The organism is Nocardioides panacisoli, assembly GCF_019448235.1.
Lineage (GTDB): Bacteria > Actinomycetota > Actinomycetes > Propionibacteriales > Nocardioidaceae > Nocardioides > Nocardioides panacisoli_A.
The window spans coordinates 2,401,678-2,418,059 of record NZ_CP080409.1; the positions used below are offsets into that span (position 1 = coordinate 2,401,678).

15 protein-coding genes and 1 tRNA gene are annotated in these 16,382 nt (G+C 71.3%); 8 read left to right on the forward strand and 8 right to left on the reverse strand.

Annotated features, from left to right (window positions below; all coding sequences use genetic code 11):
* The first annotated feature begins 45 nt into the window (after positions 1 to 45).
* Together KUV85_RS11715 and KUV85_RS11720 are read left to right on the forward strand one after the other, a co-directional pair.
* Positions 46 to 1,518, forward strand: coding sequence for an FAD-binding protein (locus KUV85_RS11715; protein WP_219960074.1), 1,473 nt, complete (start codon positions 46 to 48; stop codon positions 1,516 to 1,518).
* A 4-nt stretch (positions 1,519 to 1,522) separates the two neighbouring features.
* Complete coding sequence (locus tag KUV85_RS11720; RefSeq protein WP_219960075.1) at positions 1,523 to 2,707, forward strand: pyridoxal phosphate-dependent aminotransferase; 1,185 nt, start codon at positions 1,523 to 1,525, stop codon at positions 2,705 to 2,707.
* A gap of 3 nt (positions 2,708 to 2,710) precedes the next feature.
* On the opposite strand, the gene KUV85_RS11725 is transcribed toward KUV85_RS11720, so the two are convergent.
* Together KUV85_RS11725 and KUV85_RS11730 are read right to left on the reverse strand one after the other, a co-directional pair.
* The gene (locus KUV85_RS11725) at positions 2,711 to 4,135 is read right to left on the reverse strand and encodes a vWA domain-containing protein (protein WP_219960076.1); all 1,425 of its coding nucleotides are present in this window, start codon (positions 4,133 to 4,135) and stop codon (positions 2,711 to 2,713) included.
* Positions 4,136 to 4,140: 5 nt separating this feature from the next.
* Entirely contained in the window at positions 4,141 to 5,007 is an 867-nt protein-coding gene (locus tag KUV85_RS11730; protein WP_219960077.1) for an AAA family ATPase, read from the reverse strand.
* A 168-nt stretch (positions 5,008 to 5,175) separates the two neighbouring features.
* On the opposite strand from KUV85_RS11730, the gene KUV85_RS11735 reads away from it, so the two are divergent.
* Positions 5,176 to 5,493 carry a hypothetical protein gene (locus tag KUV85_RS11735; protein ID WP_219960078.1) on the forward strand — a complete coding sequence of 106 codons (318 nt, stop codon included), beginning with the start codon at positions 5,176 to 5,178 and terminating at the stop codon, positions 5,491 to 5,493.
* A gap of 8 nt (positions 5,494 to 5,501) precedes the next feature.
* Here the strand turns inward: KUV85_RS11735 and KUV85_RS11740 are convergent, their stop codons facing one another.
* The 4 genes from KUV85_RS11740 to KUV85_RS11755 all read right to left on the reverse strand — a co-directional run bounded on the left by KUV85_RS11740 (position 5,502) and on the right by KUV85_RS11755 (position 7,586).
* Positions 5,502 to 6,329, reverse strand: coding sequence for an SDR family NAD(P)-dependent oxidoreductase (locus KUV85_RS11740; RefSeq protein WP_219960079.1), 828 nt, complete (start codon positions 6,327 to 6,329; stop codon positions 5,502 to 5,504).
* A gap of 134 nt (positions 6,330 to 6,463) precedes the next feature.
* Positions 6,464 to 6,551, reverse strand: a tRNA-Ser gene (locus KUV85_RS11745).
* A 50-nt stretch (positions 6,552 to 6,601) separates the two neighbouring features.
* Positions 6,602 to 7,066 carry a nucleoside deaminase gene (locus KUV85_RS11750; RefSeq protein WP_237690131.1) on the reverse strand — a complete coding sequence of 155 codons (465 nt, stop codon included), beginning with the start codon at positions 7,064 to 7,066 and terminating at the stop codon, positions 6,602 to 6,604.
* Positions 7,067 to 7,100: 34 nt separating this feature from the next.
* Positions 7,101 to 7,586, reverse strand: coding sequence for a tRNA adenosine deaminase-associated protein (locus KUV85_RS11755; protein WP_219960080.1), 486 nt, complete (start codon positions 7,584 to 7,586; stop codon positions 7,101 to 7,103).
* A gap of 123 nt (positions 7,587 to 7,709) precedes the next feature.
* Between KUV85_RS11755 and upp the strand changes: the two genes are divergently transcribed.
* From upp to KUV85_RS11780, 5 genes are all read left to right on the forward strand, one after another.
* Complete coding sequence (gene upp, locus KUV85_RS11760; RefSeq protein ID WP_219960081.1) at positions 7,710 to 8,354, forward strand: uracil phosphoribosyltransferase; 645 nt, start codon at positions 7,710 to 7,712, stop codon at positions 8,352 to 8,354.
* A gap of 149 nt (positions 8,355 to 8,503) precedes the next feature.
* The gene (locus KUV85_RS11765; RefSeq protein WP_219960082.1) at positions 8,504 to 10,042 is read left to right on the forward strand and encodes a Re/Si-specific NAD(P)(+) transhydrogenase subunit alpha; all 1,539 of its coding nucleotides are present in this window, start codon (positions 8,504 to 8,506) and stop codon (positions 10,040 to 10,042) included.
* Between the two features lie 16 nt (positions 10,043 to 10,058).
* Positions 10,059 to 11,495, forward strand: coding sequence for a Re/Si-specific NAD(P)(+) transhydrogenase subunit beta (gene pntB / locus KUV85_RS11770; protein ID WP_219960083.1), 1,437 nt, complete (start codon positions 10,059 to 10,061; stop codon positions 11,493 to 11,495).
* 169 nt (positions 11,496 to 11,664) lie between these two features.
* Complete coding sequence (locus KUV85_RS11775; RefSeq protein WP_237690132.1) at positions 11,665 to 12,960, forward strand: ATP-grasp domain-containing protein; 1,296 nt, start codon at positions 11,665 to 11,667, stop codon at positions 12,958 to 12,960.
* A 106-nt stretch (positions 12,961 to 13,066) separates the two neighbouring features.
* The gene (locus KUV85_RS11780) at positions 13,067 to 15,034 is read left to right on the forward strand and encodes a hypothetical protein (protein WP_237690133.1); all 1,968 of its coding nucleotides are present in this window, start codon (positions 13,067 to 13,069) and stop codon (positions 15,032 to 15,034) included.
* 110 nt (positions 15,035 to 15,144) lie between these two features.
* On the opposite strand, the gene KUV85_RS11785 is transcribed toward KUV85_RS11780, so the two are convergent.
* On the reverse strand, positions 15,145 to 15,756 hold the full coding sequence (locus KUV85_RS11785) for a trimeric intracellular cation channel family protein (RefSeq protein WP_219960085.1): 612 nt from the start codon (positions 15,754 to 15,756) through the stop codon (positions 15,145 to 15,147).
* Positions 15,757 to 15,792: 36 nt separating this feature from the next.
* Entirely contained in the window at positions 15,793 to 16,368 is a 576-nt protein-coding gene (thpR, locus tag KUV85_RS11790) for an RNA 2',3'-cyclic phosphodiesterase (protein WP_219960086.1), read from the reverse strand.
* Positions 16,369 to 16,382 lie beyond the last annotated feature (14 nt).

Below are 16,382 nucleotides of genomic sequence, written 5' to 3' on the forward strand. Positions count from 1 at the left end.
CGGACGACTACCCAGCAAAGTGGAACGTGTTCTACATTGGTGGGCATGGCGACCGAACGCTCCGGACTCACCGTCCCCGAGACCGTCCCGGTCTCGTCCCTGCCCGCCGACACCGAGCAGTACGACGTCGTCGTGGTCGGGTTCGGCATCGCCGGCGGCTGCGCGGCACTCGAGGCGGCCCGGGCCGGCGCCCGCGTGCTGCTGCTGGAGCGGGCGGCGGTGCACGGCGGCACCTCCTCGATGTCCGGCGGCCACTTCTACCTCGGCGGCGGGACCGCCGTGCAGCAGGCCACCGGTCACGAGGACTCCGCCGAGGAGATGGCGCGCTACCTCATCGCCTCCACCAAGGACCCCGACGAGACCAAGATCCGCTGCTACGCCGACGGCTCCGTCGCCCACTTCGACTGGCTGGAGGCGCTGGGTTTCGAGTTCGAGCGCAGCTACTTCCCCGGCAAGGCGGTGATCCAGCCCGGCACTGAGGGGTTGATGTTCACCGGCAACGAGAAGGTGTGGCCGTTCCGCGACGACATCGCCCCGGCCCCGCGCGGCCACAAGGTGCCCGTCCCCGGTGACACCGAGGGCACCAAGCTGGTCATGGACCTGCTCCGCGACCGCGTGACCGAGGCCGGCGTCGAGGTGCGCTACGAGACCGGCGCGACCCACCTGGTCGTCACCGAGTCCGGCGACGTGGCCGGCGTGGCCTGGCGCTCCTTCGAGCACACCGGTGCAGTGTGCGCCGCCGGGGTCGTCATCGCCGCCGGCGGCTTCGTGATGAACACCGACATGCTCGAGGAGTACACGCCGGCGCTGACCGAGAAGCTGTTCACGCTCGGCTCCACCTACGACGACGGTCTCGGGATCCGGCTCGGCCAGTCCGTCGACGCCGCACTCGAGCACATGGAGGAGCCGTTCATCACCGCGCCGTTCTACCCACCCTCGTCGCTGGTGAAGGGCGTCATCGTCAACCGTCGCGGCGAGCGTTTCGTCGCCGAGGACTCCTACCACGCCCGCACGTCGGCGGCCGTGCTGCGCGAGCCCGGGGCGACGGCGTACCTCATCGCCGACAGCGACCACATGGGCGAGCAACGCATGCCGCTGGTGCCGCTGAAGGACGGCTACGAGACGGTCGGGGAGATGGAGGCCGCGCTCGACCTGCCGGCAGGCTCCCTCGCCGCGACCCTGGCCCGCTACGACGAGTACGCCGCCCGTGGCGAGGATCCCGACTTCCACAAGCACCCCGACTGGCTCGCTCCCCAGACCACCGGACCGTGGGGCGTGTTCGACCTCTCGCTCGGCACCGCGTTGTACGCCGGCTTCACCCTCGGCGGCATGCGCACCGACCTGGACGGCCGGGTGCTGCGTGAGGACCGCTCCGCGATCGCCGGGCTCTACGCCGCGGGCGCCTGCGCGTCCAACATCGCGCAGGACGGTGCGGGCTACTGCTCCGGCACCCAGCTCGGGGAGGGGTCGTTCTTCGGTCGTCGCGCCGGGCGGCACGCGGCCGGGCTGGCACAGTAGGCACGTGATCGACCGCCTCGCCGCGGCGCGACGTGCGAACGTCCCGCCGTTCCACGTCATGGACCTGCTGCAGGCCTCGACCGACCGGTCCCGCAGCCACGGCGACCTGGTCAACCTGCTGGCCGGCCAACCGAGCACGGGTGCCCCCGCGCCGGTCCGTGACGCCGCGATCGCCCTCCTGGGGTCCGGCGACCCGCTCGGCTACACGCCCGCGACCGGCATCCTGGACCTGCGTGAGGCCATCGCCACCCATCACCGTCGCCGCTACGGCATCGACGTCTCCGCAGAGGACGTGGTGGTCACCACCGGCTCCAGCGGCGGCTTCCTGCTCAGCTTCCTGGCGGCGTTCGAGGTCGGCGACCGGGTGGCGATCGCGCGCCCCGGCTACCCCTGCTACCGCAACGTGCTCGCCGCACTGGGCTGCGAGGTCGTCGAGGTCGACGCCGGCCCCGAGAGCCGCTTCCAGCCCACCGTCGAGCAGCTGGCCGACCTCCATGCGCGGCATCCGATCCGCGGCCTGGTCGTCGCCAGCCCCGCCAACCCGACCGGGACCATGCTGCTGCCCGAGGAGCTCGCCGCGATCGCCGCCTGGTGCGAGGGCGCCGGCGTGCAGCTGATCTCGGACGAGATCTACCACGGGATCGAGTACGTCGACGCCGGCGCGGCACGCTGCGCCTGGGAGACCAGCCGGGAGGCCGTCGTCTTCGGGTCCTTCTCCAAGTACTTCTCGATGACCGGCTGGCGACTGGGGTGGATGCTGGCCCCGCCGCGACTGAGGCGGGCCGTGGACGTGCTGGCCGGCAACTTCTCCATCTGCCCGCCCGTGCTCGCGCAGCACGTCGCCCTCGCCGCCTTCACCGATGCGGCGTACGCCGAGCTGGACGGCCACGTGCAGCGCTACGCGCACAACCGCGACGTGCTGCTCGACGGGCTCGGGCGGCTCGGCCTCACCCGCCTCGCCCCGGCCGATGGCGCCTTCTACGCCTACGCCGACGTCGGCCACCTCACCGAGGACTCGATGGGATTTGCCCGACAGGTGCTCGCGGCGACCGGTGTCGCGATCGCTTCGGGCATCGACTTCGACACCGCGGCGGGCGACCGCTTCCTTCGGTTCAGCTTCGCCGGCACCGCCGAGGAGATCACCGAGGCGCTGGACCGGCTGGAGGGGTCGGGGCTGCTCCGCGGGTGATGCTCAGCCGGCGAGGTCGTGCACGAACTCCGACAGCTGGGTGAGGTTGCGGCACTCGACCATGTCGACGATGGCGCCGTAGGCGGGGGCGGCGGAGTCGCCGGTGCCCCAGTTGCGCTGGTGCTCGGGGTTGAGCCACCACGACTGGCGCACGGACCCGGCGAGCCGGCGCAGGGTGTCCTCGTGGAGGTCGGAGTAGTTCGACCGGGCGTCGCCGAGGATGAGCAGGGTGGTCCGCGGGCCGAGGGCGTCGGGGTAGGACTGCTCGAACTTGTCGAAGGCGCGACCGTAGTTGGTGCGCCCGAAGAGCGCGGCGTGGGCCGTGGCCGCCGACAGGTCCGCCATGACCTGGGCGGGGTCGGCCCCGGGGCGGAAGTGGTCGGTGACCTCGTGGACGTGGTCGATGAAGGTGAACGCCCGCATGCTCTGGAATACCTCGCGCAGGGCGAAGACGAAGAGCAGTGTGAAGTTGGCGAAGTTCGCGACCGAGCCGCTGACGTCGCAGAGCACGACCAGGTCGGTGCGGTGCGGCCGCTTGGGCCGGTGGTGCGTGGTGATCGGGACGCCACCGGTCGCCACCGACGCGCGGACCGTACGCCGGAAGTCCAGCGGGCCTCGCCGCCTGGCGTGGTGCTCCTGGGTGAGGCGCGTGGCGAGCCGCCGGGCGAGCGGGAAGACCTGGCGCCGCATCTCGTCGAGGTCGGCACGGCGGGCGGAGGTGAAGGCGAGCTGCTCGATGGTCGGGCGAACCGCGACGTCGGCGACGTGGTCGGGCCCCTTCTCCTCAGCGATGCGCCGGCGGGCGTCGCCCTCGACGAGGGCGGTGAAGGCACCGACGCGGCGGTTGGCCCGGCGGCCGGCGGACTCCTCGTCCATGCCCTCGTCGAGGAGGCCCTGCACGACCTGGTCGACGAGCTGCTGCGGGGCAACGCGCTGGAGCGCGGTGTAGGCCGACCAGGAGGACAGGCCCGGGCCGCGGCCGGGCATGGCGCCGAAGCGGCCCACCATCTGCGCGGCGAGGCGCCGCAGCTCCTGCTCGTCGCCGCTGCGGAGCGCCTCGGCCAGCTCGTCGCGGAAGTCCTGCAGCGCCTGGGCATCGGCCGTGCTCGACGTCGGCGACTCCTCGGCATCGCCCTCGTCGGTCGAGCCGTCGTCGTTGGTCGAGCCTGTCGAGACCCCGTCCCCCACCAGTGCGGGGTAGTAGACGTCGAAGAGTGCGTCGAAGGTCGGACGCTGGGTCTGTCGCTTCGCCAGGGTGGCGGCGAGGACCTGGCGCACCTGCTCGCGGTCGCCCCAGCCGACCGATCCGAGCCCGGCCACGGAGTCGAGGTCCTCGGCCAACGACACCGACAGCCCGGCGCCGCGCAGGGCCTCGACGAAGGCGAGGTGGCGGTCCAGCAGTCCGGAGGACTGGCGATCATCGGCCATGGTGGTCAGCTCCGGTTGAGCTTGAGTTCCTTCACGGCGCGCTCGTGGTCCGAGGCGTGCTTGAGCACGACACCGAGGGTGGCGGCGATCGCCTCCTCGTCCAGGTCGCGGATCTCCAGGGCGATGAGGGTCCGTGCCCAGTCGACGGACTCGGCGATGGACGGCGCCTTCTTCAGGTCCAGCTCACGGAGCCGGGCGACGGTCGCGACCAACTGCTCGGCGATGCGGTCGTCGAGCCCGTCGACCTGGCTGGCGAGGATCTCGTGCTCCCGCTCGACGCTCGGGTAGTCCAGGTGGAGGTAGAGGCAGCGCCGCTTGACCGCCTCGGAGAGCTCCCGGGTGGCGTTGGAGGTGAGGACGACGTACGGGCGACGCGTGGCGGTCACGGTGCCGAGCTCGGGGATGGTGACCTGAAAGTCCGAGAGCACCTCCAGCAGCAGGCCCTCGACCTCGACGTCGGTCTTGTCGACCTCGTCGATGAGCAGCACGGTCGGCTCCTCGCGGCGGATGGCGGTCAGCAACGGCCGGGTGAGGAGGAACTCCTCGGAGAAGATGTCGTCGTGGGTCTCCTCCCACCCCTGGTCCGAACCAGCGGCCTGGATGCGCAGCAGCTGCTTCTTGTAGTTCCACTCGTAGAGCGCGCGCGCCTCGTCGAGGCCCTCGTAGCACTGCAGCCGCACGAGGTCGCTCCCCGTGGCGCGGGCGACCGCCTTCGCGAGCTCGGTCTTGCCGACGCCGGCAGGCCCCTCGAGCAGCAGCGGCTTGCCCAGCGCCCCGGCGAGATAGGTGGTGGTCGCGGTGGCGCCGTCGGCGAGGTAGCCGACCTCGGCGAGCCGCGCGGCCGCGGCGGAGGGATCGTCGAACCACGTCATTCCCCCATCCTGCCCTGTCACGGCGTTCGCGGTACGCCGGGTGCCGGGCCGCCCCGGTCGGCCGGCGGTCCGCGACGTGACCTCACCGGCGGGCGCGTCGTTGGAACGTCGTCCGCACGCAAGGGGGAACGCATGGTCGACGGCGAGGCGCACAGACAGGCAGTTCGCGTGGTGACCGTGCTCCGACGGTCGCTCACCGTGGCCGCCCTCGGCATGCTGGTCGGCTTCGGCGGACTCAGCGGCCTGGGCGTCACCACGCCCGACGCACCACTGGACCCGCTGGTGGCCCTCGATCCGGGCGAGGCCCGGCTGATGGCCGAGCACCAGTGCTCGGCGACGGGGTTCGGCGACGGGATGGTGCCCTCGCAGGCCATCCTGCGACAGGAGGACGGCACCACCGAGCTGGTCAGCTTCGACCGCGGGTGGGCGTCCTTCACCGGTGACGCGCCCGGCACGCTGGTCGCGGTCTGCCTCGGCGCGCGCTGAGCGTCGGGTCAGCCGATCATCTCGTCGAGGGCAGCCACGAGGGCGGCGTTCTTCGTCGGGTCCAGGGCGTCAGCGTGCGGGTCGGCGAACGTCCCGGCGTCGTTGTCGTAGTAGCGCCCCGAGGCGTCGGCGAACTCCTCACCGACCGCGGCGCGCACCAGCACGTCGATGCCGATCGCCACGTCGTTCCCGTCGATGCCGTAGGCGTCGCGCACCATCTTGGTGGCCAGCAGCGACCCGGGGTTGACCGCGACGATGACCGGCGCGTCCGGACCCACCTGGTCGGCGAGGTGCCGGGTCCACATCGTCAAGGCCAGCTTGCTCTGGGCGTACGCCGCGCTGTCCGGCAACCGGGTCCGGCCGGCGAGTGCGTCGAGGTCGACGGTGGTCTGGGCCGCCGAGGAGAGGTTGACCACGCGGCCGGTGGGCGGCATGGCCGCGAGCGCACCGAGGGCAAGTCGGTAGGGGGCGAGCGTGTTGACCACGAACCGCACGTCCAGGCCGCGGTCGGTCACCGGCTCCTCGGCGCTGAAGACCCCGGCGTTGTTGACCAGCACGTCGACGTCGAGGGTGGCGACGGCCTCGCCGAGGCGGTCGACGTCATCGGTGTCGGCGAGGTCGGCCAGCACGGTGTCGAGCACGGCGCCCGACCGGGCGGCGTCGACGGCCTCACGGGCAGCGGCGACCCGCGTCTCGTCCCGGCCGTGCAGGACGAGCCGGTGGCCCAGTTCGGCCAGGCGGCGGGCGGCGCCGAGGCCGATCCCGTCGGTGGCGCCGGTGATCAGCACGGTGCGCGCCCGGGTCGGATCCGGGCTCGCAGCGGTCGCGTCGGTCATCGATGGGTCCTCGGTCGGGGTCGTCGGTCGTTCCCGCTCAGGACGATACCGACGCGCACCAGCCCGCCTCGGACGACGACGTCCGGGCCCCTGGGAGGGACCCGGACGTCGGGGATGCCTGTCTGGCATCACATTGGCGGTGGCGGTGGGATTTGAACCCACGGAGGGTCTCCCCTCAAACGCTTTCGAGGCGTTCTCCTTCGGCCGCTCGGACACGCCACCGCTCCGCACGTTACCGGAGCGTCGCGGACGCGTCGAAATCGTGGTCCCGGCTAGCCGCGCCGACTCGCGAAGAACTCCTCGAGCATCGCGGTGGACTCCTCGGCCAGCACGCCGGCGACGACCTCCGGGCGGTGGTTGAGCCTCCGGTCACGTACGACGTCCCACAGCGAGCCGACCGCGCCGGCCTTCTCGTCGTGGGCTGCGAAGACGACGCGGTCCACCCGCGCCAGCACACTCGCACCCGCGCACATGGTGCAGGGCTCGAGGGTGACCACCAGCGTGCAGCCGGACAACCGCCACTCGCCGCGGTGACGGGCCGCCTCCCGGAGTGCGACGACCTCGGCGTGGCCGGTCGGGTCGGCGTCGACCTCGCGGACGTTGCGACCGGCGCCGACGACGTCGCCGTCCCCGTCGACCACGACGGCACCGATGGGCACGTCGCCGGTCGCCAGTGCGGTGCGCCCCTGCTCCAGGGCGATCCGCATGGCGGGCTCCCACTGCTGCGACGGCCTCATCCCGCCACCCCACGGTGGCCCGGGAATGCGCGCCTCATGCAGAGGTCAGGCCGACGACCTCGTCGAACGCCTCGCCGAAGCCGATGCGCCGCGCCACCTCCGAGAGCAGCTCGTCGGGGTAGTAGTCCGGGTCGTCGAGCAACATGCCGAGGTCCATCGCGCCGACGCCGAGGTCGTCGAGGAGGTCCAGCTCACCGGCCGGCTCGGGCTCGTCGTCCTCGTCGTCGGGCGTGGGCAGTCCGAGGAACTCCACGGCCGAGGCCGCGATCTCCCACTCGGTGGCGGCGGTGATGTCGGAGAGCAGGACGCGGGCGCGCTGCCCGACCACGTGCACGATGAGGAAGAAGTCCTCGTCGACGGCGACGAGGCCGACCGAGCCGTGGTCACCGGGGAACCGCCGGAGCGCGTCGGCGAGGGTGTCGACGTCGACCACGTGGTCGAGGGTCAGCTCGGCGACCTGCCACACGCCTTCCTCGCGGTAGGCCGCGACGGCGAAGTCGATCGCCTCGGGACCGGCCATCGGCGTACCTCCCACGCTCGGCACCCGCGGTTGCGGATGACTCCGGCACCAGCGTGACACGTGCCGGGCCCCTGCGGAAGGGCATTTGTGCGTGAGCGGGCGTCGACGTCCTAGGCTCCCGCCATGCGCATCGAAGTCGTCGACCATCCGCTCGTGGCCCACAAGCTCACCAAGTTGCGTTCCCACGAGACGCACTCGGCGACGTTCCGGTCCCTGACCGATGAGCTCGTGACGCTGCTCGCCTACGAGGCGACGCGCGACGTCCGGGTCGAGGAGCACGGGATCGAGACGCCGGTCGCACCGACCACGGGCGTGCGCCTGGCCGACCCCAAGCCGCTGGTGGTGCCGATCCTGCGGGCGGGCCTGGGCATGCTCGACGGCATGGTCCGGCTGCTCCCGACCGCCGAGGTCGGGTTCCTCGGGATGGTGCGCAACGAGGACACCCTCGAGGCGTCGACGTACGCCGAGCGGCTGCCCAGCGACCTGTCCGGGCGGCAGTGCTACGTGGTGGACCCGATGCTGGCCACCGGCGGCACGCTGGCGGCGGCGATCAAGTTCCTGGTCGCGCGCGGCGCCGACGACATCACCGCCGTCTGCCTGCTGGCGGCACCGGAGGGCTGCGACGCGCTCGAGCGCTACCTCGAGGGCGTCGACGTGCCGGTCACCGTGGTGACGGCCGCCGTCGACGAGCGGCTCAACGAGCACGGCTACATCGTGCCGGGCCTGGGTGACGCCGGTGACCGGCTCTACGGGATCGCGAACGACTGAGCGACGCGCCGCCGCCCAGTCATGGGGAGAAGGACTGGGAGCGATCTGGCTCACACCGCCTTCCCCGTCGGTGGACACCGGGGGTCCACGGGGGGCGACCGGGGTAACTTGTGCTCCGCTGTACCCCCTCGAACTGCAGGAGTACCCCCGTGCTGATCGGCATTCCCCGCGAGTCCAAGGCAGGCGAGACACTCGTCGCTGCGACCGCGAAGACGACCGAACAACTGCGCAAGCTCGGCTACGACGTCATCGTGGAGTCCGGCGCCGGCGAGGCGGCCGACGTCTCTGATGAGGCCTTCCGTGGCGCCGAGGCGCAGATCGGCTCCGCGGAGGAGGTCTGGGCCGCCGACGCGGTGGTGAAGGTCAACCCGCCGACCTCGGAGGAGGTCTCGCGGCTGAAGAAGGGCGCCACCGTGGTGTCGATGATGGCACCGGGGCGGTCGCCGGAGCTGCTGGAGCAGCTGCAGGCCCAGGGCGTGACCGGGCTGGCGATGGACGCCGTCCCCCGCATCTCGCGGGCGCAGTCGATGGACGTGCTGTCCTCGATGGCCAACGTCGCAGGCTATCGCGCGGTGATCGAGGCCGCCCACGTCTTCGGCCGCCAGTTCACCGGTCAGGTGACCGCGGCGGGCAAGGTGCCGCCGGCGCGGGTGTTCGTGGTCGGCGCCGGTGTCGCCGGGCTGGCCGCGATCGGTGCCGCGTCCTCGATGGGCGCGGTCGTGCGGGCCTTCGACGTGCGGCCCGAGGTGGCCGAGCAGGTCGAGTCGATGGGCGCCGAGTTCGTCCATGTCGAGATGGAGTCGGAGAAGTCTTCCGACGGCTATGCCAAGGAGATGACCGAGGAGCAGCAGCGGGCGACCGCGGCGATGTACGACGAGGAGGCCCGCAAGGCCGACATCGTCATCACCACCGCGCTGATCCCGGGCCGCCCGGCGCCGGAGCTGATCACCGCCGACACCGTCGCCGGCATGTCCAACGGCAGCGTGATCGTGGACATGGCCGCCGCCAACGGCGGCAACTGCGAGCTGACCGAGGCCGACCAGCGGGTGGTGAGCGAGTCGGGCGTGACGGTGCTCGGCTACACCGACCTGTCCAGCCGCCTGGCGGCGCAGACCTCGCAGCTGTACGGCACCAACATCGTGAACCTGTTCAAGCTGCTCACCCCGGAGAAGGACGGTGAGCTGACGCTGGACTTCGACGACGTCGTGCAGCGCGGCATCACCGTGGTGCGCGACGGGGAGTCGACGTGGCCGCCGCCGGAGGTGAAGGTGTCGGCCGCGCCGGCACCGGAGCAGTTGCAACAGGCCGAGCCCGCCGAGCCGCGCAAGGAGCGTGCGAAGCTCACCGAGCAGGGCCGCATCACCCTCGTGGCCTCGGCGGCCGCGGCACTGTTCGCACTGATCGCGATCTCACCGGCCGCGCTCCAGCGCCACCTGGTGGTGTTCGCACTCGCCGTGGTGGTCGGCGTCTACGTCATCGGCAACGTGCACCACGCGCTGCACACGCCCTTGATGAGCGTCACCAACGCCATCTCGAGCATCATCATCGTCGGCGCCCTGCTGCAGATCGGCAGCGACGACACCATCATCACGGTCATCTCGTTCGTGGCCGTGCTGCTCGCCAGCATCAACATCTTCGGTGGCTTCGCGGTGACGCGCCGCATGCTCGCCATGTTCTCGCGGTCGTGAGGAAGGGCTGATCCACATGTTTACTCTCGAGACCGCTGTCTCCGCGGCGTACGTCGTCGCCGCGCTGCTGTTCATCCTCGCCCTGGCCGGGCTCTCCAAGCACGAGACGGCCAAGGCCGGCAACGTGTTCGGCATCCTGGGCATGGCCGTCGCGCTGGTCGCGACCACGTCGGTCGTCATCGACGACGGCATCGACGCGCTGCCGCTGGTGCTGCTCGTGGCCGGTGTCGGCATCGGTGCCGCGATCGGCCTGTGGCGGGCCCGCGTGGTCGAGATGACCGGCATGCCCGAGCTGATCGCGCTGCTGCACAGCTTCATCGGTGCCGCCGCGGTCATGGTCGGCTGGAACCGCTACTTCCACGTCGAGGCCCACCCCGACGGGTACGCCGCCCGCGAGCTCGACGCGGCGGGCCTCCTCGGGATCCACGCCGCCGAGGTCACCATCAGCGTCTTCATCGGTGCGGTCACGCTGACCGGCTCGATCGTGGCGTTCGGCAAGCTGGCCGGCCACATCAGCTCCTCGCCGATGATGCTGCCGGGCAAGAACTTCCTCAACATCGGTGCCCTGGTCGGCTTCGTCGCGCTCACCGTGTGGTTCGTCATCGCCCCGTCGCTGTGGCTGCTGATCATCGTGACCGCGCTGGCGCTCGCGCTGGGCTGGCACCTGGTCGCCTCCATCGGCGGCGGTGACATGCCGGTCGTGGTGTCGATGCTCAACAGCTACTCGGGCTGGGCCGCCGCGGCACTGGGCTTCCTGCTGCGCAACGACCTGCTGATCATCGTCGGCGCCCTGGTGGGCTCCTCGGGTGCGTTCCTGTCCTACATCATGTGCAAGGGCATGAACCGCTCCTTCATCTCCGTGATCGCCGGTGGCTTCGGCATGGAGGCCAGCTCGGGCGGCGACACCGACTACGGCGAGCACCGCGAGATCCAGGCCGACGAGGCCGCGGAGCTGCTGGCCGACGCCAGCTCGGTGATCATCACGCCGGGCTACGGCATGGCCGTCGCCCAGGCGCAGTACCCCGTCGCCGAGCTGACCTCGAAGCTGCGCGCCAAGGGCGTCGACGTCCGGTTCGGCATCCACCCCGTCGCGGGCCGCCTCCCCGGCCACATGAACGTGCTGCTGGCCGAGGCGAAGGTGCCCTACGACATCGTGCTGGAGATGGACGAGATCAACGACGACTTCGGCGAGACCGACGTCGTCCTGGTCATCGGCGCCAACGACACCGTCAACCCGGCCGCCGCCGAGGACCCCGCCTCCCCCATCGCCGGCATGCCGGTGCTGGAGGTGTGGAACGCCAAGGACGTCATCGTGTTCAAGCGCTCGATGAACCCCGGGTACGCCGGCGTGCAGAACCCGTTGTTCTTCCGCGACAACACCCGGATGCTCTTCGGCGACGCCAAGGCCAAGGTCGAGGAGATCGAGTCGGCACTGACCTCGGTCAACGCCTGAGAAGCACCCGCGAGGCCGCGTCCCACCGGCCCGTAGTCCGAACGGAGGAGCGGACTGCGGGCCGGTGGCGTTCTCGCTCTCCGTCTGTAGTGTGGGCGAGGTAAGCGGGGCCGCGGTCACGCCGATCGTGCGGCCCGTACATCCCGCAGCACGGCAGGAGGTAGGGGCCTTGACTCCGACCACGGACACGGCCAACGACCGCACGACCAAGGACACCCCCGCGGTGACCGATCCCAACCCGGAGCGGCGCGACCCGAACAAGGGGTTCGTGGCGCTGCTGGGCTGGAGCCCGGGCGCGATCGAGGCCGTCGAGAAGTTCGACCGCCGCTTCGTGATCGTGGCGCCGGACTGGGCCGAGGACTACTGCCGCGAGCACGGCCTGCCCTACATCCCGTGGAACTTCGAGCGACTCAACGACCGCTCGATGGAGATCGCCGAGACGCTGCAGGACCTCGGTGTCGACGTCGCCATCCCGCTGTTCGAGGAGACGGTGGAGTGGGCCGGCGCCATCAACGCGGTCCTGATGGAGGACCCCAAGCTGTTCGGCCAGGCCCTGCTGCTGCGCGACAAGGCGCTGATGAAGCGTCGCGCCCAGCTCGGCGGCATCCGCGTGGGCATCTTCGAGGAGGCCTTCGAGCAGGAGGACGTGATCCGCTTCCTCAAGCGGGTCAACCAGACCCTGCTCAAGCTCGACGGTGACCCCAACGACCCGATCCACCTCAAGGCGCTGGACAAGGCCGGCTGCCTGGGCCACCGCATCATCCGGACGCCCGACGAGGTCGACTCCATCCCCGAGGAGGAGTTCCCGGTCCTGATGGAGTCCCACCTGGACGGCTGGGAGTTCGCCGTCGAGGCGTGGGTGCACAACGGCAAGATCCGGTTCCTCAACATCTCCGAGTACGTCACGCTCGGCTACTCGGTGTTCGTGCCGGCCTCGCCGGAGTTGGAGAAGTACCGCCCGGAGATCACCCGTCAGCTCGAGAAGCTCATCAAGACCTTCGACATCGAGTTCGGCTTCGTCCACCCGGAGTACTTCGTCACCAGCGACGGCGAGATGTACTTCGGCGAGGTCGCCTACCGGCCCCCGGGCTTCAAGGTCTTCGAGCTGCTGGAGCGCTCGTACGGCTTCAACGCCTACCAGGCGCTCGTGCTGGCCTTCGACCCGAAGACCACCGAGGAGGAGATCGAGGCCTTCTTCCCGACCGAGGTGGAGGACGCGACCGGGTTCGCCGGCTGCTTCGGCGTCTACCCGCGCCGCCGCGTGGTCAACACCCTCGAGATGCCTGAGGAGACCGAGGACCACGAGTACTTCGAGTCCCACGAGCTGACCGCGCCGATGGAGGAGACCGTCACCAAGCGCACGGCGTTCGGCACCCACTGGGGCCTGGTGTACTTCTTCGGCGACGACCCGTTCGAGATGCGCACACTGCTCAAGCGGCAGGAGGACCTCGACTTCTACGTGTGAGCGCAGCGCAGTCACGGCTCGCAGGGTGTGTCCGAGGGCACGTCGGATCGGCACACTCTGCGAGCCGCACCACTCGGAGGTGACATCGGTGCACGATGATGGGTCGGTGCTGGAAAAGCGACTGGCGACCCTGACCCGTGGGATCGAGGCGTTGGGCCAGGCCGGGGACCTCGGTCGGCCCAGCGGCCTGCGACGGGTCCTCGACGGCCTGCGCCTGGTGCTGCGGCAGCCGGGCGGCCCCGCGGCGGTTCAGGCGCGCGCGGCCGACCTCGAGGCCTGCGGCATCTTCGAGGGCACCGACTGGGCCACCCCGGACTCCCTGGCCCCGGCGCTGAGCCGCGGCTCGCTGCGCAGCAGTGACGCCGACACCGTCGTACTCGAGATCGTCAGCGACCTGCGGCTGCTGGCCATCGCCCTCGGCGAGTGCGCCCACCCCGAGATCTCCGCGGAGGACGCCCGCGAGCACGTGATGCAGGTGCTCGCCCTCAACGCGGACCTGCTGTTCTCCGCCCCCTCGGAGGCCGAGCGCGAGCAGCTGGGTCGCATGGCCCACGTCTCGCGCGCCGCGATGCGCCACATCGTCGACCAGCTGGGGTACGACGGCGTCATCGACCAGGTGGTCGAGGAGATCTGGCGGATCCTGCGGCAACGTCCCATCCAGGTCGACCAGGTCAAGGCGACCATCACGCAGATCGCCGTGGCCCACAGCGACCCCGCGATCGCCACCGGCAACGGCGGCGTCGGGGTCGACCGGCTCGTCAGCAGCCTCTTCGGCGCCACCGAGGCCTCTCGTGAGGACCCCGGCGTCGACGCCTACCTGGAGCGGCTGGCCTCGATGGACGACGGTGCGCTGCAGTCCGAGGCGACCGGCTTCGCCCGGTCCATGCACGACACCGGACTGGTGTCGCCGTACCACGCGGTGCTGCTGCGCTTCCTGCGCGACCGCGGTGACTTCCTGCTCAGTGAGGCGCTGGGGCTGTCCAGCACCGGTCGGGAGAGCCTGCTGTGCTTCCGCGACCTGGTCGATGAGCTCATCGATGCCACGGTGCACCCCGAGACGGCGCAGAGCATCTACGGCCTCGCGCTGCTGCTGGAGCGGGGCGTGCTCTTCGAGCCGCCCGTCGCGCCCGGCCTCTGGCGCCAGCTGGCGCTCCCCCTGTCCGACCACGCCAAGGAGCGTCTGGAGCTCGCGTTCGGTCCCGCCCACGAGGCCCGGGTCTGGCTGCTGGCCGGCACGCTGTCGATGCTCGGGCTGCCGCTCGGCGTGGGGCAGGGCGACAACCCGACCTGCCAGTCGGCACGCGCCCTGTCGATGTGGGCCTACAACGACCCCGACTACCTGCTGCAGACGATCGCGTGGGCAGCACGTGACGACGAGGTCGTCATGCACTTCGAGGGGCAGACGGTCTCCTCGCGGGAGTCCGGCGCCGGCCTGGCCACGACGCTGCCGGTCGACCTGGATGCTGTGTCGCTGCTCGTCGTACCCCACCTGGACCGGATCTACGCCGAGATGGGCCGACGCTGCGCCGACCGCGGCGACGACCCGCACCGCTGGGTCAACCCGGAGTTCCACGGCTGGTGGTCCGGTCGCGGGTTCCGCATCAACGTCGACGTCGCCACCGGCAAGCTGGCCGACCTCGAGGGCTTCGTCCGCGACTTCTACGCCGGCTACCACCCGCTGCACAACGGCAACCAGCCCCTGATCCACCCGCAGCCGGCCGGCATCGCCGTCACCGACACCTCGGGACGCTTCATCGGCTGGCACGCCATCACCGTGCTCCGCGTCGCCCTGGACCCCTCCGGCACGATGCGCGTCTACTTCTACAACCCCAACAACGACAGTGGCCAGGACTGGGGCGACGGCGTCGTCGTCAGCACCGCCGGCAACGGCGAGCGCTTCGGCGAGGCGTCACTGCCCTTCGAGGAGTTCGCCTCCCGGCTCTACATCTTCCACTTCGACCCGCTCGAGCTCGGCTCTGGCGACTCCGTCGACGCCGCCGAGGTCTCCCGGGTCATCGCCGCCGTCGAGCGCACCTGGGGCGCCGACCGGCTCCCGGGGCTCGCGACCGACTGAGGGTGCTGGCGGGGGCGGGGAGCGATCCCCGGTCGGCCGGGGATCGCCTACCTTGTCGGGCACTGCAACGCCGGACAAGGTAGGCGAATGCCCGACAACCCCCGGGCTCGTCAGCGGGGCGAGCGCGGCGACGGCGCGGTCCAACCGCGCCAGATCGCCAGCAGCCGCCACACGATCACGGCCAGTGCAGCCGGTACGGCGACCGCCACCGCGGGCAGTCCCAGCTCCAGCCCCAGCACCACCAGGGCGGCGCCGGTGAGCGCGGGGATGGCGTAGAGCTCGTTGCTGACCAGCACCTGTGGGACGCGGTCGGCGAGGACGTCGCGGATCATGCCGCCCCCGACGGCGGTCACCATGCCCAGCAGCGCCGCGGGCACCGGACCGAGACCGTGCTCCACCGCCTTGATCGCGCCGGCGGTGGCGAACAGGCCCATGCCGAAGGCGTCGAAGACGTTGACCATCCGGATGGTGCGCTCCAGCGCCGGGTGGAACCAGAACGCCACCACGCCCGCGGTCACCGCGGTGAGGAGATAGCGCCAGTCAGCGAACCCCGGCGGTGGGACGTCGCCGATCAGCACGTCGCGGATCACCCCACCACCCAGGCCGGTCACCACGGCCAGCACGAGCACGCCGACCACGTCGAGCTGGCGGCGTACGGCGAGGAGCCCCCCGGAGACGGCGAACACCGCGACACCGGCGAGGTCGAGGACGATGAGGACCATGGCGGGAGTGAGTGAACCACACCCCGCGCCCGCGGCTCACGTCCCGACCGGCACCTCGGCCACCGTCTCGTGGCGCGGCCGTCCACGTGGGCCCTCGCCGAGGTGGGAGGCGACCACCGCGACACGGTCCGCCGGCCACCACGGCCCCTCGTAGGTATCCAGCAACCGCACCCAGTCACTGACCTCGGTCGGGCGGCGCATCCGAGCGATCGTCAGGTGCGGCCGGAAGCGCTGACCGTCGACCTCGAGTCCGCTGCGCACCGCCGCCGTGCGCGTACGCCGCGCCAACCGCGGGAGCACCGGCTCGGCACCCGCCGCCTCGTCCTCGGCGTCCACGCCGGTGGCGAGGACCCGCGCCCGCGCCGGATCCGGGAACGCCACCGGCCCCGCCAACCGGACGCGGACGACCGGCACCGGCTCGAGCGCCTCCGGGAGGCGCTCGAGCCACTCGTCGGCCCGCGACTCCGCGGCGTCGGCCACAAAGGCCAGCGTCACGTGGAACTGCTCAGCAGGCGCCCACCGGAAGTCCGCCGCCGCACGCCGCGGAGTGAGGAACTCCTCGAGGTCCGCCACCGCCTCCGGCGGCGGCACCAGCGCAGCGAACAGCCTCATGGGCCCTGCCTACC

Bases quoted from the DNA above. Each gene is read 5' to 3' on its own strand.
- KUV85_RS11715 (WP_219960074.1), top strand. From the start codon at position 46: ATGGCGACCGAACGCTCCGGACTCACCGTCCCCGAGACCGTCCCGGTC.
- KUV85_RS11725 (WP_219960076.1), bottom strand. From the start codon at position 4,135: ATGGCCGATGATCGCCAGTCCTCCGGACTGCTGGACCGCCACCTCGCC.
- KUV85_RS11730 (WP_219960077.1), bottom strand. From the start codon at position 5,007: ATGACGTGGTTCGACGATCCCTCCGCCGCGGCCGCGCGGCTCGCCGAG.
- KUV85_RS11740 (WP_219960079.1), bottom strand. From the start codon at position 6,329: ATGACCGACGCGACCGCTGCGAGCCCGGATCCGACCCGGGCGCGCACC.
- KUV85_RS11750 (WP_237690131.1), bottom strand. From the start codon at position 7,066: ATGAGGCCGTCGCAGCAGTGGGAGCCCGCCATGCGGATCGCCCTGGAG.
- KUV85_RS11755 (WP_219960080.1), bottom strand. From the start codon at position 7,586: ATGGCCGGTCCCGAGGCGATCGACTTCGCCGTCGCGGCCTACCGCGAG.
- upp (WP_219960081.1), top strand. From the start codon at position 7,710: ATGCGCATCGAAGTCGTCGACCATCCGCTCGTGGCCCACAAGCTCACC.
- pntB (WP_219960083.1), top strand. From the start codon at position 10,059: ATGTTTACTCTCGAGACCGCTGTCTCCGCGGCGTACGTCGTCGCCGCG.
- KUV85_RS11785 (WP_219960085.1), bottom strand. From the start codon at position 15,756: ATGGTCCTCATCGTCCTCGACCTCGCCGGTGTCGCGGTGTTCGCCGTC.
- thpR (WP_219960086.1), bottom strand. From the start codon at position 16,368: ATGAGGCTGTTCGCTGCGCTGGTGCCGCCGCCGGAGGCGGTGGCGGAC.